Source organism: Vibrio sp. R12-SG2-ISO1 (assembly GCF_059834045.1).
In genome coordinates, this window is sequence record NZ_JCBDGO010000026.1 from 38,191 (window position 1) to 60,203 (window position 22,013).

Genomic DNA, 22,013 nt, shown 5'->3' on the forward strand with positions numbered 1-22,013 from the left:
ATCCTTGCCAGCTGAAAACCCGCTTGGGCTTATTTCCACTTCTCAGGAGGCTCGGTGAGAGACGTTAAACGCTCACACCCAACGGCCGTGACAGAAGTGGAAATGCGCTTTGGCATACTTTTGATTTTTGAGGCTAAGAACCTTTATGTCTTCTGGACACTCTTTCTCGCGATCTTTGTTAAAGCTGCCACTGTCAGTCTTAGTCAAAGGGACGGCGATTCCTTCCGATCCGATTGCTGATCACAATATCGATGTCGACAAACCGATTATCTACGCATTGCCATACCGCTCAAGTGTTGACTTGCTCGCCCTGCAAAAGCAGACGCAAAGACTTGGCTTGCCGGATCCGTTAACGCCGCTCGAAATCAACGGCAAATGTTTCCATCGCTACGTATTCACCTCGGCGCGCAATACAGTGGTGAGCCGAGACGATGATGTGCCTCGCGAATCCGTGGCTCTATTTTCTGAGCTGCTCGAACTGCACAAATTCGATAGCGAACTTGACGTTCAGATGATCCCTGCCACCGTGCTGTGGGGACGAAAACCAGGACGAGAGTCTTCACACAAGCCTTATTTGCAGTCGCTAAATGGCCCACAAAAAGCCAAAGCAGTGCTATTTTCTGGTCGAGATTGTTTAGTACGCATCAGCCCTGTGGTCTCTCTACGCTATATGGCGGATGCGCATGGGACCGATTCATCGATTGCACACAAACTCGCTCGTGTGGCGCGCATTCATTTCTCGCGTCAGAAACTGGCCGCCTCTGGGCCAAACTTACCGAGTCGCCAAGCACTATTTCAACGCTTACTCAAATCCAAAGCGATTGAGAAAGCGATTGAGGATGAAGCGAAAGCCAAAGACATTTCCATTGAAAAAGCGCGCAAAGCGGCACATGACATTATGGATGAAATCGCAGCTGACTTTTCGTACTCCTTGGTCAAAAGCGGCGATCGCATTTTGGGCTGGCTGTGGAACCGTATCTATCAAGGCTTAAACATCAACAATGCCGCAGCGGTGCGCAAGCTCGCTCAAGATGGCCACGAGATCGTCTACGTGCCATGCCATCGTAGCCATATGGATTACCTATTGCTCTCTTACGTGTTGTATCACGAGGGCATGGTACCGCCGCACATCGCGGCTGGTATCAACCTGAACTTTTTCCCCGCCGGACCGATTTTCCGTCGCGGCGGCGCCTTCTTTATTCGCCGCAGTTTTAAAGGCAACAAACTTTACTCGACGATTTTCCGCGAGTACCTTGCTGAACTGTTTGCCAAAGGCTACTCGGTTGAGTACTTCTCTGAGGGCGGGCGTTCGCGCACCGGACGTTTGCTGCAAGCCAAAACCGGTATGCTTGCGATGACCATCCAAGCGATGCTACGTGGACTCAATCGTCCGGTGACACTCGTGCCTGTCTACATCGGCTACGAGCATGTGATGGAAGTGGGGACGTACGCTAAAGAGCTGCGCGGCAAGCGCAAAGAGAAGGAAAACGCGAGCTTAGTGCTGCGCACCATCCGTAAACTGCGTAACTTCGGCCAAGGCTACGTCAACTTTGGTGAGCCGATCCCACTCAACCAGTTCCTCAATGAGCAGGCACCGGAGTGGACGAAAGATATCGATCCGATGGGCGCTTCTAGGCCACAGTGGCTCAACCCAGTGGTCAATACACTAGCAACCAAAATGATGACCCACATTAACGATGCGGCCGCGACCAATGCGCTGACCTTGTGTGCCACGGCGCTGCTCGCATCAAGGCAGCGAGCGTTATCGCGCGATAATCTCGTCAGCCAAATCGATTGTTATCTCTCGCTTTTGCGCAATGTGCCTTACTCATCGACCTACACGGTACCGACAGAGAGCGCAGAAGCGTTAGTACAACACGCCGAAACACTGGATAAGTTTGTGCTAGAAACCGACTCGATGGGCGAGATTGTGTCACTCGATCGCAACCAATCGATTTTGATGACCTACTATCGCAACAACATCATCCATCTGCTTGCCTTACCTTCATTGATTGCCCAAATGTTGGTGCGTCACCAAGCGATGAGCCTAGAGCAGATAAAACAAAACGTTGCCTTGGTGTACCCATTCTTAAAGCAAGAGCTGTTTTTGAGTATTGAGGAGTCTCGACTCGATGAACTCACCGAGTCCTACATCGAAGAGATTGCGCGCCAAGGCCTGGTGAACATTGACCACAAAGAGCAGGTCTCCATCAACCAAGCCAACAGCCAAGTGCTGGTCCTGCTTGGTCGCACCATCAGCGAGACATTGCAGCGCTACGCAATTGCGCTCAACTTGTTGGTGGCCAACCCAGAACTTGGCAAGAGCGATTTGGAGCAGCAGAGCCAAGACATTGCACAGCGCCTTGGTCGACTGCATGGCATTAACGCACCTGAGTTCTTCGATAAAGGGGTGTTTGCGGCGTTATTCACGACGCTCAAGCAGCAAGGCTACCTCGATGTCGAAGGCAACTGCGATTTAGACAAGAGCCAAGCCTACGCATCACTGCTCTACTCGATGCTCTACCCTGAAGTGCGCTTGACCATTCAAGAAAGCATTTATCAATCGGTGGATGCGACGCGATAAACCACAAAGGGCACGATGATCGTGCCCTTTGTCTTATCTCTCCTCTCGTATCTAGAGACCCTTAGCTCTCGAAATAGGAGAGTGACGAAACGGTTACCAAAACGCGATCGCCAGTCCTATCGCGACACTCAACCCCACATAGTTGTTATTGAGGAAGGCGCGAAAGCACAAGTCTCGCTCACGATGACGAATCAAATGCTGCTGAAAAACAAACAGCGCCCCAACCACCAGTAAGCTCCAGTAGTAACTCGCACCAAGCGCATAGTAGACACCCACATAAATCAGCATCGCTAGCGTGATCAGTTGCAGCGCGCCAATGATGGTTTTATCACGGCGACCAAAGAGAATCGCAGTCGACTTAATGCCTATCTTCAAATCATCGTCGCGATCAACCATGGCGTATTGCGTGTCATAAGCAATCGTCCACAGCGCGTTAATGGCAAAAATAAACCACGCCATCATCGGCAAGGTATTCGCCTGCGCAGCCCAAGCCATTGGAATGGACCAACTGAACGCTAAGCCAAGAAACAGCTGAGGTAGATGGGTATAGCGCTTCATAAATGGATAGATGAACGCCAAAAACAGCCCAACAAACGACAGTTGGATGGTGAGCGGATTCATGGTCAACACTAATAGAAATGAGGCCACGGCCAAGATAAGAAACAGACCGACCGCTTCTTTCGCCGACACGCGCCCAGACGGTAACGGACGCTGCTGCGTGCGCTTAACATGACCATCAACACGACGGTCGGCAAAGTCATTAATCACGCACCCTGCGGCGCGCATAAAGATGACGCCCAGAACAAAGACAATCAGCACCATAGGATCAGGGCGCCCTTGCCCGGCAATGATCAATGCCCATAGTGTCGGCCAAAGCAGCAGTAGCGTCCCTATCGGTTTGTCCATTCGCATCAGTTGCCAATAGGCGATGGCTTTTGAAGCGCTCATTGCACACTCTCCTTAGTGTAAATCGGGGCGGTAGGCAGAAACAGCTCGGCAACCAGCATGGGTTTATGGTTCATCCACAATCGGGAGCGGCGCGCCAATAAACGGCCTCCCTCGACCTGTGCCCAGCCAACTTGCAGTGCATCACGTTTGACGTTGTCGGCGCTAAAGACGGTCAGTCCAAGTGGGATCTCGCCTTGCGCGGTCAAATCAACATGCTGCTCTTGCAGTGAGGATTGAGGAATTAAGGTCCGCCCTAGCACCCAAGCGGTCTCATCGCCTTTCAATACCACTTTACGTAACAAACACGCTTCGTGGCTCAACAAGGCGATCTCTTGGGCATTCAAACGTTCCGAGGACACAATGCGGTTGTGCAGCAAATCGACACTTAAGGTTTGGCAATACGATTCCAATAAACGTGACAATGAGCCCTGTTCTAACAACCAATCTTTGGCGATCGGCGTTGGAAAGCTAAACTGGTCGGGATCATGCCATTCGACCTCTCGTAGGGCAGACAAACAATGCGAAGTTGATGGATTCATACTAGTATTCAATAGTCAGCTTTATATCGTAAAATAAAGCTTAAATAACAACGTTAACCACGGTATCGAGTGTTCAACGCCTCTTTTAATCACAGACAGAGGCAACATTGTAACAAGACTCTGACCTTTCGAATATCGTGAAAAGAAGAAAGAAAATCGCCCACTATGATGAAACGTTACCTAGCGCAGCTTTTTGTTGCTGCGAGTCTGCTCGTTAGCCTCCCCTCCTTGGCAGAAAAGGAAGGCGGGCCTCAACTGGCGTATTTCACGCTGGAACCGGATCTCACCACGAATTTTTATACCAAGGGTAAAGATTTGGGCTACGTTCAGGTGCGCATTGACATCATGGTTGCTAATCAAGCCGATTTGGCGGTGATTGAGCTGCATCAGCCTTTGATTCGTGATGCCGTGATCGAGTTGCTCGGGCAGCAGTCAAAAGACACCATCACCTCGCTGGCAGGACGCGAAGACTTGCGTAAAAGCCTAGTCGAGGAGCTCAACTCGATTTTACTGCCGGAAACCGGAAAAACCGTCATCGCGGATCTGCTGTTTACTAAATATCTCTACCAGTAAACGTGCACCCGTCAATCTCGATAGGTCTGTCAACGCCGCTAACGCGGCGTTTTCTATTTTTTAGCCTACCTACCCTTGGTATTTGGCTTTACTCGCATCGAGTAACCCTAAGCCAACCCCAGACAACAGCCCCACCAAGTGAGCGGTATTGGCAATGGCCATAAAGGGCTGCATAAAGCCAAGCACCAACCAAACCAACATAAACCCAATCACCTGTTTTGGCATCATCAAACCGAGCGCGGGCGCCTTGTAGCCCATCATCCAGATGTATCCAACCAACGCGTACACCACACCAGAGAGGCCGCCAAAGTTGGCGCCTTCAACCCAATACTGCCCAGCGCCTGAGAGTGCCGCCGACAGGACAAACAGTTGCAACAGCTTCCCTTGACCCAGTCGCTGCTCTATATCACCGCCAAGTTGCCACCACCAAAGTAAATTGAACACGATGTGCAACGCCGAAAAATGCAACACCGCATGACTGAGCCAGCGCCAGAGCTGCCATTGCTGGCTAGCGTCCGCAGGGAAGTGAAGCGCGAGGAAAATCGCTCGCCCTTGACCTATCTGCTGAAGCACAAAAATCACCACACATAGCAGCATGACGGCTAAAGTGATCGGCCCGGCTTTCGCTTTGATCATCGCGATGAAACTGGGTGAACGGTACTGGAAAGGATTGACTCGGGTATCCGCCACCTCCCACGACGCAGCGTGGTACTTATCTGCATTCGGGTTAGCCAGAAATTGCTCAAGCTCCTGCATCACCAGATCATAATGCTCACTTTCTTTGAGGAATAAGACAAAATCGTCACTCTCCTCATCGCGCATCATGCCAACGGTGACTCTACGAGCCGCCATGTAATCAACAAAAGCTTGGCCCATTCTGGGGTTCTTGATGGTGGTCACTCTTACCATTAGGTTATCCTGAAAGATTGGGGTTAAGCCGTCTGCACGGTAGGTAGCCCAGCGCGATGCCAGGCTTCAAAACCACCATCCACACTGTATACCTGCTCAAACCCTTGGTTCACTAAATATTGCGCCGCACCTTGGCTGCTGATCCCGTGATAACACATCACCAAAACCGGCTGGTCAAACTCCACCTCGTCCATAAAGGCCACCATGGTGTCGTTGGTCAGATGATACGCATGCGTAGCATGCGCGACGGCAAAGGATTGTGGATCACGAATATCCACTAGGCGGGCGCCTTGCTGCTCAATCATTTGCTGCGCAGAGGCAACATCGATGTGCTGAAACTGGTCCATTTACTTTCTCTTTATGCTTTTATTGTCTGCGCTCATTGTAACCTATCCAACGGAGGACAAGTACTGTCGGTTAATAAGGTTATCCACCAGCGATCAAAATGACATCATCTGTGGATAAAGTTGTGGATTGCGTTGATAAAGTGTTTGAATTAAAAAAGATCCACAATATGTAGTGATGATCATAACTATTCTGTGAGTGATTCAAAACATATCCCCATAGAAAAACCCGCCATTAAGCCTTTATTCACCCTGCTTTCTGACATCTAGCAAAGAAATTCCCCACAGAGTTATACACAGGGGCGAGCGTTGAAATGATCGCCAACTGGTTAATATAAAATGCTTTATACGATCCAAACAAAAAGCCGAGGTCACAAGACCTCGGCTTCTTCATGTTTGTGTTTCGCGCTTTGCGTTAGCGGATTAAAACTCGCCGACTGCGGCTTTGAGCTTCTTCATCGCGTTTTTCTCAAGCTGGCGAATACGCTCAGCAGATACGCTGTAGGTATCAGCTAACTCTTGCAACGTCGCTTTGTTGTCATCTAACCAGCGAGAGCGAACGATATGTTGGCTACGCTCATCAAGACTTGAAAGCGCTAGGCTCAAGCGATTGTTGGTATGAGCTTCCCAGTTGGCCGCTTCGATATTTTCTGCAACGTCAGAGGCTTTATCTTCAAGGTAAAGCATCGGAGCCGAGTAAGATGTACCGGTGTCATCGTCATCACTAGACAACTCAAATGTCGCGTCTTGCGCAGCGAGACGAGATTCCATCTCACGCACTTCTGAAGGCTCAACACCCAACTCTCTTGCGACGGTTTCCACCTCGCCGTTGTTGAACCAGCCTAAGCGTTTCTTCGACTTACGCAGGTTGAAAAAGAGTTTGCGCTGCGCTTTGGTCGTGGCGATCTTGACGATACGCCAGTTGCGAAGTACGTATTCATGGATCTCCGCTTTGATCCAGTGCACGGCGAACGAGACAAGACGTACACCGACTTCGGGATTGAAGCGTTTGACCGCTTTCATCAAACCGATGTTGCCTTCTTGAACTAAGTCGGCCATAGGTAGGCCGTAACCAGAATAACCACGAGCCACATGCACAACGAAACGAAGGTGCGAAAGGATCAATCCTTTAGCGGCTTCAATTTCACCGTCATAGTGTAGTCGTTCGGCAAGTTCACGCTCTTCGTCCGCGGTCAGCATTGGGTAGCTGTTTACGGAGCGGATGTAGCTGTCTAAGCTATCTTGAGTTACTACCGCCATTGGATACGCTTGGTTAGTCATTCAAATCCTCATCAATCTCTGATCTGGAGTGTAATTTAACCCAACAATCTTGAACTCAAAATGAACAAGTTTCAAGCTGGGATTTGCCATTATGCATAAAGCACGCTCAGGCACAATAGAAAGTATACGCTACCGTATACTTTTTTCATTATTATGACCACGCCCTGTTAAACAGGTTCAATTTCTTTTAAGTGGCGCCGCGCCGACACTTTCGCCGCCAAGCAGCCTAGAAAGATGCCAAGCATGATCAGTAAAAGCGACTCATCCCAACTGAGCCCGATAAGACGAAAACGGCTGTCATAGAGCAGCGCTAATTGCTCTACGCTGTGATTAAGGACGATGGTAATGATGGCCGTCAGGATCCATGCGCTCAATGCGCCGAGTAAACCAAACCACATCCCCGAGTAGAGATAAGGACGCAAAATAAAGCTGTCTGTCGCACCAATCAACTTCATGGTTTGGATCTCTTCTTTATTTGCCAACACATTGAAACGCAGCGTGTTACCAACAATCAAAAACACGGAGCAGAGCATCAGTACAGACAGCGTAATGATGATCCCGGTGACCAGTGTCTTAATCGCATCGAGCTTTGTCAGCCAATCTTCGTCCAAACGCACATCGGCGATGTCTTCTTGCTCTGCAACCTCAGCCGCAAGGCGTTTGATCATCGCTTGGTCGTCACTGCTTGGGGTAATAATAAGCACGCCCGGCAGCGCGTAGTTATCGAGCAATGAGATCGCCTGTTCAAAGCCAGAGTACTGGCTAAAGTCTTCTAGGCCTTGCTGCGGCGAGATGTAATCGACTTTGGCGACTTCAGTTCGGCTCTCTAACTGATCTTTCAGCACCATCACCTTCGGCTCTGGCGTCTGCTGCTTAATGTAAGCACTCACTTGCGAAGGGCTGGTCACGTCACTAGAGGCTGCGGCAATGTTTTTACCGAGCAAATAGAGCGCGGAGGGCATGGTAAGCGCCATGGAGATCACCGCTAGGGTCAAAAAGTTGGCCAGTGGTCGAAACCAGAGCGCCGCAAACGCTAACCGCGCCTGCTTAAAGTGCACCGACAAAAAGCCATCACGCTGGACTCGATTCTGGCTCGCGCGGCCTTGCTTTGTCTTCACTCGCTTATTCGCGGCCATAATCTTCGACCTCACTCAAAAAACCTTGATTCAGTTCCAAATGGCGATATTGCGGCCGAGTGTTGACCAGCCCGACGTCGTGAGTGGCAAGCAATATGGTGACGCCTGCACGATTGAACTCTTCAAAAAGTCGCACCACTCGGTTGGAGAGATCAGGGTCGAGGTTGCCGGTCGGCTCATCCGCCAGTAATAACGTCGGACGATTGACCACGGCTCGAGCAATCCCGACGCGCTGCTGCTCACCACCAGAGAGTTGACTCGGCAGGCACTTGGCTTTATCCAGTAATCCCGTTTTGTCTAAGGCCGCCGAGACGCGGCGCTTAATTTCGTTTTCCGAGATGGATTCAATACGCATCGGCAAGGCCACATTGTCGAAGACACTGCGATCCATCAATAAACGATGATCTTGAAACACAATGCCAATGTTGCGGCGTAAAAATGGAATGTCTTTGCTTGGAATTCGAGTGATGTCATGCTCATTGAAACTGATTTTTCCATCCGTTGGACGTTCAATGGCACAAATCAATTTTAACAGTGTGCTTTTCCCTGCACCGGAGTGGCCACCTAAAAAGGCCATCTCCCCTCGGCGCAAATGAAAGTCTACTTTTTGCAGCGCTTGACGACCGCCTCGGTACGCCTTACTCACTTGCTGAAATTTTATCACCCGAACGTCCTCTCACAGGTCTCAGTCAGCTTAATCTTCGCGGCTAAACAGTGCGTTGATAAATTCTTGTGTTTCAAATGGGCGCAAATCGTCAATGCCTTCCCCGACACCGATGTAACGAATCGGGATTTGGAACTGATCCGCAAGCGCAAAAATAACGCCACCTTTGGCCGTGCCATCCAACTTAGTCAGCGTGATGCCGGTTAATGGCGCCACATCGCTAAATAGCTTGGCTTGGCTGATCGCGTTTTGCCCAGTACCGGCATCTAGGGTGAGCATAATTTCATGCGGCGCTGAATCATCGATTTTCTTCATGACACGCACAATTTTGCGCAGCTCTTCCATCAAGTTGGCTTTGTTTTGCAAGCGACCTGCGGTGTCGGCAATGACGACATCCACGCCTTTCGCTTTGGCAGATTCAATCGCATCATAGATGACCGAGGCGCTGTCTGCGCCGGTGTGCTGCGCGACCACGGGCACGCTATTGCGCTCCCCCCATACTTGCAGCTGCTCAACGGCTGCAGCACGGAAGGTATCCCCAGCGGCCAGCATGACACTCTTGCCTTGTGCTTGGAACTGCTTGGCCAATTTGCCGATCGTCGTGGTTTTACCAACGCCATTCACGCCGACCATCAAAATCACGTACGGCGTTTTACTGCTGTCCACCACCAATGGCTGCTCGACTTTGGCCAAGATATCCGCCATTTCGTCTTTCAGCAGATCGTACAACGCTTCGCCATCTTTTAATTGCTGACGAGTGGCTTTTTCTGTCAATGAATCAATGATTTTGACTGTGGTATCCATGCCGACATCAGCAATCAAGAGCTGCTCTTCAAGCTCTTCAAATAGCTCGTCATCAATCTGCTTACCTTTGAACAAACCAAAAAAGCCCGCACCGATGTTGGCTTTGGTGCGTGCAAGGCTACGCTTTAAACGTGCGAAAAAGCTCTCGGTCGGTTTCTCTTGTTCAACCACACGAGGGGCCACCACCTCAGGTGTAACGTCAACCTCAGGGGCGACATCTGCCTCACTGACTGGCTCATTGGCTGACTCACGAGGCTCTGGCGACACCTCGGCATCAGGTTGTGTCTCTTGGGCGGGCGACTCGACAGGCTGCGCTTCTTGTTGTTGTGCTGATTCACGGCTCTCGGCTTGTGTCTGCTCTTCGTCACCAAAACCTAACCAAGAGAGTAAACCGCGCTTCTTTTTTTCCGACATCTGGAGCATTCCTAGATAGTAACTATTAACTTCGCGTGCATTACAGGCTGCATACCCTGTATAAATGCACGCTAACGACCGAGTGACGCTTTCCCTGCATTCAGATGATGCGTTACACTCTGTCCTTACTGAAAATTGGGCTATATTACCGCGCTCATTGCTTGAGCGACTGGATATAGTATCACTTTATTAGCGGTCAAAAAATCTATGGTAAGACGTCGCCAGCAAAACACATCACAAAATAAGCCATCCACAGGCTTTGTTCGTATCATTGGCGGTATTTGGCGCGGGCGAAAGCTGCCTGTCCACGATGCCCAAGGGTTGCGCCCCACCACCGATCGCGTCAAGGAAACCTTGTTTAACTGGATCGCGCGCGACGTGCCAAGAGCCAAATGTCTGGATCTGTTCGCAGGCTCTGGCAGCTTAGGGTTTGAGGCGGCTTCTCGTCAGGCGGATGAGGTGACACTGATTGAACTCAACCCTACCGCTTTCAAGCAGCTGAAAGCGAACGCTGAAGCGCTAAAGGCTGACACTCTCAAAGTGCACAACGGCGACAGCTTGGCGTACCTTCGCCAACCCGGCACACCGCACCATGTTGTCTTCATCGATCCGCCGTTTCGCCAAGGTTTGTTGAATGAAGTGGTGACCCTGCTTGAACAAAACGGTTGGTTGGCCGACGATGCGATGATCTATATTGAAACAGAGAAGGAGTTGGTGCTCGATTGCATTCCAGCTCATTGGCACCTGCACCGCGAAAAGGTGGCCGGTCAAGTGTGTTACCGTCTGTATGAGCGACAGCACACCGAGAACTAACAAGCAGAGAACAAAAGGACGAGATCGATGCCGCTATTTATTCTGGCCGGAAAAGCCCTATTTAGCCTAGTGTGGTTGGTGCTGGTGTGGAACCTCATCGCCCCCTTCCCAGGCAACACCGCTTATGCCCTGTACGCGATGTTTGCCTTTATGCTGATCATGCACGGGATCCAATCTGCGATTTTTATTCGCGCGTTCGCTAAGCCCTACAACCTCAGCGCTTGGGAGAAGTGGTCTTTTCTCTTTTTTGGCGTGTTTGCCTTACTGCATATTCGTCAAAAATACATGCAAAACTCCTGATAGCGTTTTCAGATATCATCTTCTTTAACGACACACGCCGCCCAATGGGCGGCGTGTGTCGTTACAGCGAAGTCGTCTTAATGTTGCGCGAGTTACCCCAGATAGCCTTTAACACCATCTAAGAACATCTGAGTTGAAATCATGATCAGCAACAGCCCCATCAGGCGTTCAACGGCTTTCAAACCGCGCTCACCCAAAATTCGGTGGAAGAAGTTATAGAACATCAAGATAAAGAAGGTCGCGCCCCAAGCGAGCATCACCGCTCCCGACAGTTGCAGCAGTTTGTCAGGGTGTTGGCTAGAGAGCAGCAAAATCGCCGCGATCACCGATGGGCCAGCAATCATAGGGATGGCCATCGGAACAATAAACGGCTCTTCCCCTGCCGCCAAGCCAGTAATGCTACCCGCACTAGGGAAGATCATCTTGATTGCGATGATAAAGAGGATAATACCGCCGGAGATACTCAAGGTTTCTGGCTGCACGTGAAGGAAGTTCATGATGCCCTTACCGGCAAACAGGAACAGCAGCAAAATCGCTAACGCGAACAGCAATTCACGAATCAGGACGCGACGACGACGTTTCGGCTCTAAGTGCTTAAGAATCGACAATACAATCGGCAAATTGCCCAGCGGATCCATGATCAAAAACAGCATGGTCGCGGCAGATAAAATGTCCATGACTCACCTCCAAATAAAAAGTCGGCGAAGTATAACAATGTCGCGATCAAATTGGCAGTAAAGCGGTAACCTCAATGTTACAGCCCGTTGACGCTAGAGGATCATCGCCGCAGTAATCAGAGAGTGAGCCAAAATATAACTGCCCGAAATCAGGTAACGCCCCCCTTTCACTGGATGACGATAATCATGCAGGGCAAGCAGCGCCGCGGAGACCGTCAGCACGAGCGTCCCAACAAAACCCAGCGCTGAGGAGAGCGAGTGCTGAGACAACCACACTTCACCCGCCGCCCAGTTGAGCTGCAATAACACGCTGCCCATGACAACAACCGGGAAAATCAGTTGGTCCAATTTCGGTAACAAAAGGAAGAAGGAAACAATCCCGATAGCAAGCAGCATGGCCGGTAACCACCACACCATCTCTCCCGAGAGCTGTAACCAAAATGATGTGCTATAGCAAAGTTGGGCGGCAATAAACGCAGCAAAACACCACTTTGGCCACCGGCCGAGCAAATAGAGACTATCTGCCGCGACGGAAACCAGAAGGCCCAACGTAATCCATCCAGCAATGACTGGCGTAGCGCCGCCATCACTCCATAATAAGACGACCAACATCAACAACGACATTGTTTTAAACAATGCCGCTTGTCTAGGGTTATTGCTTTCATCGGCAGAGATACTAATAAAGCTCGATAATGCGACCGACAGCCAGCTCCACATGTGTTCACCTCTTTTAAACTGAGGTGCCAGTGTAGGCGGGGGATAGCGGATGTCCAGATCGCGCCATCAAAACTTCGATCTTGATTAGGCTTCTCAACGATTTTCTCTGCAAGGCGCTCAAGCTTAACGCAACCAAGCAATGCCAAACGCCAGCTTGTAGGAACAATCTGAAAAATAGACGAACTCAGCCCCTATTGAGTGATGTAACAATGAAACGATCATTTCCAAGCAAAAACCAAGAGAACAGAGAAGAAAAACAGAAATAAATCCAACTATATTAATAACTTAAACGAAAATCTTGGAATACAAAAAACCGTCTTTACAAATTATCTCTTTTCTAGACTGTGCGCTGCCACCCTTCACCCTCTCATTCACGACAAAAAATGATAATCATAACGACAAAACTACGACTTTAACCAAAATAATTCCACCAGCCAAAAATAAGCCCCATAAAACACAAAAACCAGAAAAACAGAACAAATACACAAGAATAAAAGGATTAAAATACAACAAGTTAAAATAAAAAGTCACACACGAGAACAAATAAAAACCAACACAAAAAACAAACATTCAACGGATAAAAACAGGCAAAAATCAGCAGTTTTAACAGAAAATTAACGGCGATTTTTCTCTATAGGGATGAAATAGCTTGATAAACCCCCAAAACTATTGCTATTCTAAAAGGCATAGAGTTAAGCATCACTATTAAGGAGCAGTGTTATGATTACTTCTTCACAAAAACAAGGACTTGTAATGATCGCGGTTGTTGTTGGCCTAATGACACTGCCGATGTTGTACTAGTCTGAATTGTAAAAAACAAAAAAGGGACGCCGTAGCGTCCCTTTTTTGTTTTTGCCTGTTTTACCACCTATCTATGGCGACCTTATCGACACCTGCGCTGTTTATCCGCAAATCACAAAACATCGATTAATGGCCTTTTAACCAAGGTGCTTAGTTAAAACATCCCAATGTGCATAATAGAAGAACAGCGCCGCTAAGGTCGCCATGGTCATCAGCACAATCGCCGTTCGCCAAATAAACCGACTGCTTCGCGGGATCAGTTCTTTTTCACACTCATCACACGTGTTGAGAAAACTCGCTGGGTCTTCAAGCTGGTAATCGTATTCGTGTACCACTTTGTTCCGAATCGTCGCGATATAACGCAGCTTGCCAATCACATCATGAGGTAAACGCTCTTCGCAACTTGTAACAAGCTGATGCAAGCCTTTCCCCTCTGCGTGATATTGTGTCCGAAGGAGCTTCTCGATTTTACGAGTTCTCGTAATGACACTCTCAATATCAGACATAATTTCCCTCCGTCTCCGTTAGTTTAGGGAGAATTCAATCAATGCGCTATCCAGTTTTGGCAAATTTTTCACAGTTTCGAGTAAATTTGTGTAAAGGAATCAACAAGTAACTAACATGAACGGACACGGCATCACCGCCTGTGATATCGCTCGAGAAATGTGAGAAATCCACTGAAACGTCACTAAGATATGTGGGCTGGATCTGACATCCCCGCCTGAAGCGGATTACACTAACGCGGTACTTCTGAGGAGCCCGTAGTATGCCTATTACTCTATTTGTCGCGATTGTGCTGTTTGTGCTGATCAGCGGCGCACTGTTTGTTCGCTTTTATCGCCAACACATGCAAGGCGAAGGCTCGCAGGAGCAGAGCGCGCAGGTCACGATACTCGATAAACAGAGTGTGCCGGTTGAGCATGCCGCCCCCGGCGAAGATGATTTGGAATACTGGATTTATGTGCAAAAAGGTCGGCTTGGGCCTAAGCGAGAATTTCAAGTCGGCGTCCACTACTACCACGCACTAAACCCAGGGGACAAAGGCACCCTGACCTATCAGGGCGACACCTTTCTTCACTTCGCACGCCAGCGTTAGGGGAGTAGCCAGCGCGTTTTACTCGATAGAGAAAGGCAATGACTCATGAGCAGTGCGCCCGCGCCGCTAAGCAATATCCACAATGGGATCACCCAGGCAGGATGGCCTTGATACCAACCGTACTCTTTCATTGGCCACAAAAAAATAGGATGCAACAAGTAGATCCCCAAACTGTGCTTGCTCACCACGCCTACCCCTTTTGCCACCTGCGGTGATAAGCGTTCTCCCAGCCCTCGACACAGCATGAACACCATACTGGCAGCCAACACCACATTGAGGGTTTTATAGGAGAGCCAGCGACCGACCGTGTATTCGCCCGACGCAACACTGTACGTCACCACCATGTGCACCGTCACCCACAAGGCCACACCACCAAGCAGCATGCTCACCCCTAACAAGGTTCGGTTGAGCGGTACTCTTTGATAGAGCAAGTAGCCAAGAGGTAAGTACCCACTATAGAGCCAAAGCTCGTGGCTCCATGGCCCATCAATTCGAAATAGATATAAGGTCGTGGTAAGCAGCCAGATGGCGACATACGCCCACAACGCGCCATCGCCATACTGCTTCACCACATACTGAAAAACAGGAATGACAAAATAGAGCGGAATAAAGTAATAGAAGAAGCCAAGGTGATAGTAAGTTTCATGCTGGGCGCTACCTAGCAAGACCGCTTTGACCGTCTGCGCATCAAAACCTTGCGCGCTCCACCCTGAAAGATAGGCATAAAAAATCGACCATACGACAAACGGAATCAGCACCTTACCCAAACGGCGCTGAACGTAATAGCGCAAATCAAACGGGCGAGTATCGCTCAGCATCAAGGCGCCACTGATCAAAATGAACACAGGAACGGCCCAGCGCGTCACGCCGTTGACTGTCACCGCTGTCCACCATTGCTCAAAAGGGATAACGCCCAATTCGTGCCGGTAAGGAGCGAGCACATGAATGGCAATCACAGCGACAGCCGCAACACAGCGAAGCAAATCAAAAAAGAGGACTCGTTGGCGCATAGGATGGATCTCTTGTCTGGGATCTCTCGACTATAACAAGAAAAGCGCTGACAAAAGGGAAAACTTCGTCAGCGCTTTGTGAAGACTCCTACCAAGCGATTAAGCAATGGCAGGCTGTTTCACTTTTGGTAATTTCAATGAGATCAGCGTCGTTAGAGCCAAAAACGCAAACGACACCCACAAGCAGGCCGCCAAGCCCGCCACCTGAAATACCCAGCCAGAAAGAATGGTGCCGATCAAACGCCCCATCGCATTGGCCATATAGTAGAAGCCCACATCCAGTGAAACACCATCGCCCTTGGCATAACTGACAATCAGGTAAGAGTGCAGTGACGAGTTGACCGCGAATATCGCGCCAAACACCATTAAGCCACCAACAATCACCCATTCCGGTTGCCAACCGATCTGGACGGCATAGGCGATAGCCGCCGTCACGACGGCTAATGCTCCCGCCCAGACTAACGCCGCATGACCATCAGGCACGCGGCCCTGAGCTTTGCCGGTGATCTTCGGCGCCAAGCCTTGCACTATGCCGTAAGCGATGGTCCAGGCAGCGAGAAATCCCCCCACCCACAAATGCTGCCAACCAAAAACAGAACCTAGGTAGATAGGTAAGGCGACCACAAACCACACATCACGAGCGCCAAACAAGAATAGGCGCGCTGCCGAGAGGATGTTGATGGACTCAGATTTAGAGAAAATCTGCGTAAACTTGGGTTTGTTTTTGGCTTTGCCCATACCACTGTCTAAGCTCAGCACACTACCAATAAAGACCAAGGTCAGCACGCCTGCCATCAGCAATACTGCAGACTTAAAGCCCACCAGCGAAAGCAGTAAACCACCGATAAAAAAGCCCGCCCCTTTAAGGGCATTTTTGGAGCCGGTTAAAATCGCGACCCATTTATACAGCGCACCTTGCTGCTCATCCGGCACTAACGTTTTGATCGAACTTTTCGCGCTCATCTTGTTCAGATCTTTAGCAATACCCGATAACGCCTGCGCCGCCATCACCCAAGGGATGGTCAGCCAAACGTTCGGCACTGCCAACATTAATAACGCGCCGATTTGCAGCGCCAGCCCTAGATTCATGGTCTTGTTGAGGCCCAAACGCGCACCGAGCCAGCCGCCGACCAAGTTGGTGACAACGCCAAAGAACTCGTAAAACAAGAATAATGAGGCAATTTCGAGCGTGCTGTAGCCCAGATCATGAAAGTAAAGCACCACCAACATACGCAGTGCGCCATCGGTGATGGTGAAATTCCAGTAATTAAACGTGACCAACATGTATTGGCGGACGCTTTTGCTCAGGTTAGCGAACATAATTCACCTATCGCGATGCTTGAGCGCTTTTGAGTTGCCATAGTCCAAAAGCGCTCTTCGGTTGTTAGCCAGCGACTGTTAGCCAGCTACGGATTGAATGTAATCCACTTGCACAGGCTTAGTGAATGCGCCCGGGCGCAGCGCCTGCACTTCTTTAATGATGGTCTCTAGTGGCCAGTTTTTTTCCAGCAACAGATGGGCAGCGAATAGACCGGTACGACCCGAACCGCCCATGCAGTGCATCGCTACTTTGCCGCCATTATCGACAATACGGTGCAGCGTTGGGCTGGCGAGTTGCCACTTAGCCGCAAATTCACTGCCAGGGGCGCAGTCGTCTTCTATTTCAATTTGAAACCACTGCATACCGAGCGCTTGGGTTTTTTCGCCCAACGCCGCGACATCTTTACTGGCTAATTCCGCATCGTCGAGCGCAGTGACGATCGCTTCAACACCTTGTGCTTTGAGCTGTTCAAGCGAGGCATCAAGGTCTGCGTCTTTTGTACCTGGACACGGCGTCAGCACCAACGCACCTTGTTCTAAATCCAGTTGCCATGTTGGGTGTGTCATGATCAATCCTCCTTATGCCAAACCGACTTTGCGTACCAACTCAGCAGTGCGAGTGGCGTAACCCATTTCATTGTCATACCAAGCGTAGATTTTGACCATGCGGCCACCAACGACCATAGTCGAGAGTGCATCTACGATGGTTGAGCGTTGGTCACCCTTGTAGTCGATTGACACCAGTGGACGCTCTTCAAAGCCCAAAATGCCTTGTAATTCGCCTTGTGACGCTTCTTTAAGTAGCGCATTCACTTCTTCAGCGGTGGTCTCTCGGCTGACATCGAAAATAATGTCGGTGAGCGAGGCGTTGGCCAGTGGCACACGTACGGCGTGACCGTTAATCTTGCCTTCTAACTCTGGGAAGATTTCGACGATCGCTTTCGCCGATCCGGTAGTGGTTGGGATTAGGCTCATCCCACACGCGCGCGCGCGGCGTAAATCTTTATGCGGCGCATCCAAAATGGTTTGCGTGTTGGTCAAATCATGAATGGTCGTGAACGAAGATTGCTCAATACCCAGTTTTTCATGAATGACTTTCACCACTGGGGCAATACAGTTGGTGGTACATGACGCTGCCGTCACTATTTGATGGACCTCAGGGTCGAAAATATGATCGTTCACGCCCACCACGATGTTCGCCACACCCTCTTCTTTGACAGGCGCAGAGACCACAACACGCTTCACGCCTTGCGCAAGGTATTGGTTCAAAAATGACGTTTTGCGATGCACGCCCGTTGATTCAATCACGACATCACATCCTGACCAATCAACGGCATCGATGTCGCGCGATTGAGTGGTCTTGATACGCTGACCCTTGATGATCATGCTATCGCCCTCAACGCCCACTTCATGGTGCCAACGGCCTTGCACGGAGTCGAACTCTAGCAAGTGCGCTAACGTCGCAGTATCGCCCGCCACATCGTTGATTTGAACAAATTCTAACTCATCCCAATCAAACGCAGCGCGCAGCGCCAAACGGCCGATACGACCAAATCCGTTAATCCCTACTTTAATTGTCATGTTGCACTCTCTCTCAATTGGCAATCTGTTTCATCATTCATTTAGACCGCTACACACAGCACACAGGGCGAGCCTGAATCGCGTGTAACCTTTGCTGATCTTGTTGGTACTGCGTCTTTAAGCAGTTTGAAGCCACCAGATCATCGATCAATTTGTTCATCCATCCCGGCAAATCGGCGGCCAGTCGATAAAAGACCCACTGGCCCTGACGTACATCGACCAAAATGCCGTTTGAGCGTAGCAACGCAAGATGACGAGAAATTTTCGGTTGGCTCTCTTGCAGCGCCTCGGTTAACTCACCGACACACAAACACTCTTCGCGCACGATCAGCATTAAGCAACGAACGCGAGTCTCGTCCGACAACAACTTGAAGAATTGGTGAGGTAACATTGTCTACATTCTCATATATGGATATGCGAATATATTTATCTATCAGGAGAGGAAGATCAAGAGGGAGAGTGGCGATGTCATAAAAGTTTCAAACAAGGTCGCGCGCTGTCAATGGACGCGCCTGGCACTAGGCGCCTGACATTAGGCGCTTTACACTAGACGGTTAACGTCTTGGCTCCAGCGCTGCGCTTCGTTGATACGCGGCATGACGTCATCCACGCTGAGGTTGAGTTTTTTACACACTTGCTGCATACCGTGCCAATCGCAGCGTTCGTAGCACTCTTCGAGCTGCAATAAGTCGCCGTAAGGGCCTTGGCGCTCCAATAGGGCCAATTTAATCGCCCGATTGAGTGGCAACTGACTCACCAGATCCTCAAGCGGTAAGTCCAGCAGCGCATCCAAAACTGAGAATAAACCAATTAAGAAGGCTTGATCGCGATAAGGCTGGAACGGGTTGTCATACGACATCAGTAAGCAGAATTGCGCGCGCTGCAACGACAAGTTATACAGCTCTGCGGGTTTGTTGGTCGAGATGTATGACGCCACCGCCAACGAGACAAAGACACGCAGCTTATCCTCACCGAGGTAAACCAAGGCTTGGCGAAATGAAGAGATGGTGACCGACAGCCGCTCCGACATGGTATTGACGAACCGCAGCAATTGATAAGACAACGCGATGTCTTTCGCGACGATCGCTTCGACCTTGTCAAAATCAACACGAGGCTGGCACACCTCTTTGAGCAGCTCCATTGCAATCAAGTGTTCCGGTGTGACGTATTTCTGCCGGGAGAGAATCGGCTTACTGAAAAAGTAGCCTTGAAACAAGCTAAAACCTGCCGAGCGCGCGGCGACGTATTCCGCCTCTGTCTCTACTTTTTCTGCTAAATATTGCCGTTTAATACCACGATTTTTTTGTTCTTTGACGATTTGACACGCCGCCTCCAAACCCAATGCCAACACATCCAACTTGATGATCTGCACATACGGCAAAAAGCGTTTCCACTGCGGGGTATAAACAAAATCATCCAGTGCGATCACATACCCTTGGCGGCTAAGATCTTTAATGGCATCAAACAGCTCATCGGTTGGCTCGCAGGTTTCCAGCACTTCGACCACAATCTGCTCTTTGGGCAGCGATTCGGGCAAACGGCGGATGAGACTCTGGTAAGGGAAATTGATAAAGCAGCGCGACTTCGCAAGCGACGGGTTGGTGCCGAGCGAGAGGAAGTTCTCCACAATCAAGCGATAAGTCGCTCGATTGGAGTTAATGTGCGCCGGATACGCGTTGTTTTCTCCATCACGAAACAACAACTCGTAACCGACGGTTTGTCTTTTAACGTTAAAAATTGGCTGGCGGGCCACATACGTGTCACGCATGACTACGACCTAACGGGTGTCCATTATGCTTTGGCAGTGGCCAATAATGCCCCACAACCGACAAACATGGAACCAAATAGCTTATTGATTTTACTCATAACATGACCGGAACGAATAAATTTTCCCATTTGAGCTGCCAAACTGGTGTATCCCAGCATCACGACAGAATCGATCGCCACTGTCGTCGCCCCCAAAACCAACAGCTGAGTCAGCTGATCGCCCTTAGGATCGATAAACTGAGGAAACAAAGCGACCAAAAACACGATAGATTTAGGATTGGTGAGATTAATTAAAGTGGCATTGCGAAGCAGCTGACCACTGGTCAGTGCCGCGCTGACCTCGGCAGTGGCAAGCGTTGATTTATCACGCCATTTTTGAATGCCTAGCCACACCAGATATACCACACCAACCCATTTGATGATGCTAAACGCCAGAGCAGACTGAGCGACAATCGCACCAATGCCCGCCCCGACTAAGGTGATATGAATGGCGAGGCCAAGCTGCAAGCCCGCAATGGCCGCAAGTGACTTACGCGTGCCATAGCTAAGACCATTACTGATCGAGTTCACTGTGCCTGAGCCAGGGGCTAAGCTAAACACAATCGCCGTCAGCACATAAGCCAACCATAAGTGCATATCCATTTTGTTTTCCTCTCGACTAACGTGCGTTTGCCCAACATAATTGCGTTTCTACTTTGGTGCAGCAATAGGTCTCCATACCATGAATCCTTCTCCTTCACCCATCAGACCTCGTTATACTCAAGAGACAAATTTTGAGCAAGCGATCCATGCCGATATTGCGCAATTATGGCAGAGCCGCCAAGAAGGCTACTTGGCCATGCGCGATAAAAAGAAGCTCTATTGGGCCGCATTGACGTCAGAGCATCACAACAAAGCCGTGGTGGTGGTGAATGGTCGCATTGAGTGCGCAATCAAATACCAAGAGCTGTTTTACGATCTCTATCAGCAAGGCTTTGATGTTTACTCTTACGATCACCGCGGGCAGGGGTTATCAGACCGGTTAATCGATGACACTGAGATGGGCTTCGTGCAGGAGTTTGACGACTACGTCCTTGATTTAGATAGCATGGTGACGCACTTTAACTTAGAGCGTTATAACGAGCGCTTTATTCTCGGCCACTCAATGGGTGGCAATGTGGTGACACGTTACTTACAGACCCAAGGTATTGAGAACAAAGAGGCCTTTTTCCACGCCGCCGCGCTGAGCGCGCCGATGTTTGGCGTCAATATTGCGCCCTACCTCAAGCCTTTCGCGCCCATGATTGGCCAGTTCCTCACCGCCGTCTACCCCACTCCTAGATTTGCCCCCGGCCAAGTGGCGTATTATCCCAAACCGTTTGAGGGCAACTTTCTCAGCCAAAGTGAGGCGCGCTACCAGTGGTTTCGTAATCTCTACGATGAGATGCCACAACTGAGAATTGGCGGCGCCAGCACCCGCTGGGTCTGGCAGAGTCTAATGGCGTGCAAACAGTGTTTGTTGATGACCCGCCACCTGAAAACTCCGCTGCTGATTTTGCAGGCGGGCGACGATCAGATTGTCGCCAACGACGCGCAAACTCAGCTCGCTCGTAAACTCATCAAAACCAACCCTCGCAGCAAACTGGTGACCATTGACGGAGCGCGCCATGAACTGCTGTTTGAACGCGATGAATACCGCAACCGCACCCTAGATGAGATTTTGGCCTTCTTTGACCAACATGGCAGCGTGTAAGCT

General features: G+C 50.0%; 24 protein-coding genes. 6 read left to right on the forward strand and 18 right to left on the reverse strand.

Going from position 1 to position 22,013, the window contains the following annotated elements:
• Positions 1–145: 145 nt before the first annotated feature.
• Positions 146–2,584, forward strand: a complete 2,439-nt coding sequence (gene plsB, locus AC6R10_RS17380) for a glycerol-3-phosphate 1-O-acyltransferase PlsB (RefSeq protein ID WP_500673056.1) — start codon at positions 146–148, stop codon at positions 2,582–2,584.
• A gap of 93 nt (positions 2,585–2,677) precedes the next feature.
• Here the strand turns inward: plsB and ubiA are convergent, their stop codons facing one another.
• Both ubiA and AC6R10_RS17390 read right to left on the reverse strand, forming a co-directional pair.
• The gene (gene ubiA / locus AC6R10_RS17385) at positions 2,678–3,532 is read right to left on the reverse strand and encodes a 4-hydroxybenzoate octaprenyltransferase (protein ID WP_500673057.1); all 855 of its coding nucleotides are present in this window, start codon (positions 3,530–3,532) and stop codon (positions 2,678–2,680) included.
• Complete coding sequence (locus AC6R10_RS17390) at positions 3,529–4,071, reverse strand: chorismate lyase (RefSeq protein ID WP_334555586.1); 543 nt, start codon at positions 4,069–4,071, stop codon at positions 3,529–3,531. The genes ubiA and AC6R10_RS17390 overlap by 4 nt, the downstream gene beginning before the upstream one ends.
• A gap of 165 nt (positions 4,072–4,236) precedes the next feature.
• Here AC6R10_RS17390 and AC6R10_RS17395 point away from each other — a divergent pair, with 165 nt between their 5' ends.
• Positions 4,237–4,644 carry a flagellar basal body-associated protein FliL gene (locus tag AC6R10_RS17395; RefSeq protein ID WP_500632156.1) on the forward strand — a complete coding sequence of 136 codons (408 nt, stop codon included), beginning with the start codon at positions 4,237–4,239 and terminating at the stop codon, positions 4,642–4,644.
• A gap of 69 nt (positions 4,645–4,713) precedes the next feature.
• Here AC6R10_RS17395 and glpG read toward each other — a convergent pair whose 3' ends face one another.
• From glpG to ftsY, 6 genes are all read right to left on the reverse strand, one after another.
• Positions 4,714–5,553, reverse strand: coding sequence for a rhomboid family intramembrane serine protease GlpG (glpG, locus tag AC6R10_RS17400; protein WP_500673058.1), 840 nt, complete (start codon positions 5,551–5,553; stop codon positions 4,714–4,716).
• 23 nt (positions 5,554–5,576) lie between these two features.
• Positions 5,577–5,900, reverse strand: a complete 324-nt coding sequence (glpE, locus tag AC6R10_RS17405) for a thiosulfate sulfurtransferase GlpE (protein WP_334555589.1) — start codon at positions 5,898–5,900, stop codon at positions 5,577–5,579.
• A gap of 420 nt (positions 5,901–6,320) precedes the next feature.
• Positions 6,321–7,178 carry an RNA polymerase sigma factor RpoH gene (gene rpoH, locus AC6R10_RS17410; RefSeq protein WP_334555590.1) on the reverse strand — a complete coding sequence of 286 codons (858 nt, stop codon included), beginning with the start codon at positions 7,176–7,178 and terminating at the stop codon, positions 6,321–6,323.
• Between the two features lie 167 nt (positions 7,179–7,345).
• Positions 7,346–8,314, reverse strand: a complete 969-nt coding sequence (gene ftsX / locus AC6R10_RS17415; protein ID WP_500673059.1) for a permease-like cell division protein FtsX — start codon at positions 8,312–8,314, stop codon at positions 7,346–7,348.
• The gene (gene ftsE / locus AC6R10_RS17420) at positions 8,301–8,978 is read right to left on the reverse strand and encodes a cell division ATP-binding protein FtsE (RefSeq protein WP_500637046.1); all 678 of its coding nucleotides are present in this window, start codon (positions 8,976–8,978) and stop codon (positions 8,301–8,303) included. Before ftsE ends, ftsX begins: the two co-directional genes overlap by 14 nt.
• Positions 8,979–9,008: 30 nt before the next feature.
• On the reverse strand, positions 9,009–10,196 hold the full coding sequence (ftsY, locus tag AC6R10_RS17425) for a signal recognition particle-docking protein FtsY (protein ID WP_500673060.1): 1,188 nt from the start codon (positions 10,194–10,196) through the stop codon (positions 9,009–9,011).
• A 207-nt stretch (positions 10,197–10,403) separates the two neighbouring features.
• Between ftsY and rsmD the strand changes: the two genes are divergently transcribed.
• Both rsmD and AC6R10_RS17435 read left to right on the forward strand, forming a co-directional pair.
• Positions 10,404–11,009: a 16S rRNA (guanine(966)-N(2))-methyltransferase RsmD gene (rsmD, locus tag AC6R10_RS17430; RefSeq protein ID WP_487902837.1), complete on the forward strand. Its 606-nt coding sequence runs from the start codon at positions 10,404–10,406 to the stop codon at positions 11,007–11,009.
• 27 nt (positions 11,010–11,036) lie between these two features.
• Entirely contained in the window at positions 11,037–11,309 is a 273-nt protein-coding gene (locus tag AC6R10_RS17435) for a DUF1145 domain-containing protein (RefSeq protein WP_334555595.1), read from the forward strand.
• A 92-nt stretch (positions 11,310–11,401) separates the two neighbouring features.
• Here AC6R10_RS17435 and AC6R10_RS17440 read toward each other — a convergent pair whose 3' ends face one another.
• The 3 genes from AC6R10_RS17440 to AC6R10_RS17450 form a co-directional block, all read right to left on the reverse strand.
• A complete protein-coding gene (locus tag AC6R10_RS17440) occupies positions 11,402–11,986 on the reverse strand; it encodes a YhgN family NAAT transporter (RefSeq protein WP_334555596.1) in 585 nt (194 codons plus the stop codon).
• 93 nt (positions 11,987–12,079) lie between these two features.
• The gene (locus AC6R10_RS17445; RefSeq protein WP_500628072.1) at positions 12,080–12,703 is read right to left on the reverse strand and encodes a lysoplasmalogenase; all 624 of its coding nucleotides are present in this window, start codon (positions 12,701–12,703) and stop codon (positions 12,080–12,082) included.
• Between the two features lie 938 nt (positions 12,704–13,641).
• Positions 13,642–14,010: a DUF4145 domain-containing protein gene (locus AC6R10_RS17450; protein WP_487902836.1), complete on the reverse strand. Its 369-nt coding sequence runs from the start codon at positions 14,008–14,010 to the stop codon at positions 13,642–13,644.
• Between the two features lie 260 nt (positions 14,011–14,270).
• Between AC6R10_RS17450 and AC6R10_RS17455 the strand changes: the two genes are divergently transcribed.
• Positions 14,271–14,600: a DUF2500 domain-containing protein gene (locus AC6R10_RS17455; RefSeq protein ID WP_334555599.1), complete on the forward strand. Its 330-nt coding sequence runs from the start codon at positions 14,271–14,273 to the stop codon at positions 14,598–14,600.
• Here the strand turns inward: AC6R10_RS17455 and AC6R10_RS17460 are convergent.
• The 7 genes from AC6R10_RS17460 to rhtB all read right to left on the reverse strand — a co-directional run bounded on the left by AC6R10_RS17460 (position 14,597) and on the right by rhtB (position 20,920).
• Positions 14,597–15,610, reverse strand: coding sequence for an acyltransferase (locus tag AC6R10_RS17460; protein ID WP_500673061.1), 1,014 nt, complete (start codon positions 15,608–15,610; stop codon positions 14,597–14,599). The genes AC6R10_RS17455 and AC6R10_RS17460 overlap by 4 nt on opposite strands.
• A gap of 99 nt (positions 15,611–15,709) precedes the next feature.
• Positions 15,710–16,930, reverse strand: coding sequence for an organoarsenical effux MFS transporter ArsJ (gene arsJ / locus AC6R10_RS17465; RefSeq protein ID WP_334555601.1), 1,221 nt, complete (start codon positions 16,928–16,930; stop codon positions 15,710–15,712).
• A 78-nt stretch (positions 16,931–17,008) separates the two neighbouring features.
• Entirely contained in the window at positions 17,009–17,497 is a 489-nt protein-coding gene (locus tag AC6R10_RS17470) for a cyclin-dependent kinase inhibitor 3 family protein (protein ID WP_487902833.1), read from the reverse strand.
• A gap of 12 nt (positions 17,498–17,509) precedes the next feature.
• Positions 17,510–18,511 (reverse strand): ArsJ-associated glyceraldehyde-3-phosphate dehydrogenase, encoded by a 1,002-nt coding sequence (locus tag AC6R10_RS17475; protein WP_500628068.1) that lies wholly within the window; start codon positions 18,509–18,511, stop codon positions 17,510–17,512.
• Between the two features lie 49 nt (positions 18,512–18,560).
• Positions 18,561–18,902 (reverse strand): metalloregulator ArsR/SmtB family transcription factor, encoded by a 342-nt coding sequence (locus AC6R10_RS17480; RefSeq protein WP_487902831.1) that lies wholly within the window; start codon positions 18,900–18,902, stop codon positions 18,561–18,563.
• Between the two features lie 150 nt (positions 18,903–19,052).
• Positions 19,053–20,279: an EAL and HDOD domain-containing protein gene (locus AC6R10_RS17485; protein WP_500673062.1), complete on the reverse strand. Its 1,227-nt coding sequence runs from the start codon at positions 20,277–20,279 to the stop codon at positions 19,053–19,055.
• A gap of 23 nt (positions 20,280–20,302) precedes the next feature.
• Positions 20,303–20,920: a homoserine/homoserine lactone efflux protein gene (gene rhtB, locus AC6R10_RS17490; RefSeq protein WP_500673063.1), complete on the reverse strand. Its 618-nt coding sequence runs from the start codon at positions 20,918–20,920 to the stop codon at positions 20,303–20,305.
• Positions 20,921–20,999: 79 nt separating this feature from the next.
• Here rhtB and AC6R10_RS17495 point away from each other — a divergent pair, with 79 nt between their 5' ends.
• Entirely contained in the window at positions 21,000–22,010 is a 1,011-nt protein-coding gene (locus AC6R10_RS17495; protein WP_500637041.1) for an alpha/beta fold hydrolase, read from the forward strand.
• Positions 22,011–22,013: the final 3 nt, after the last annotated feature.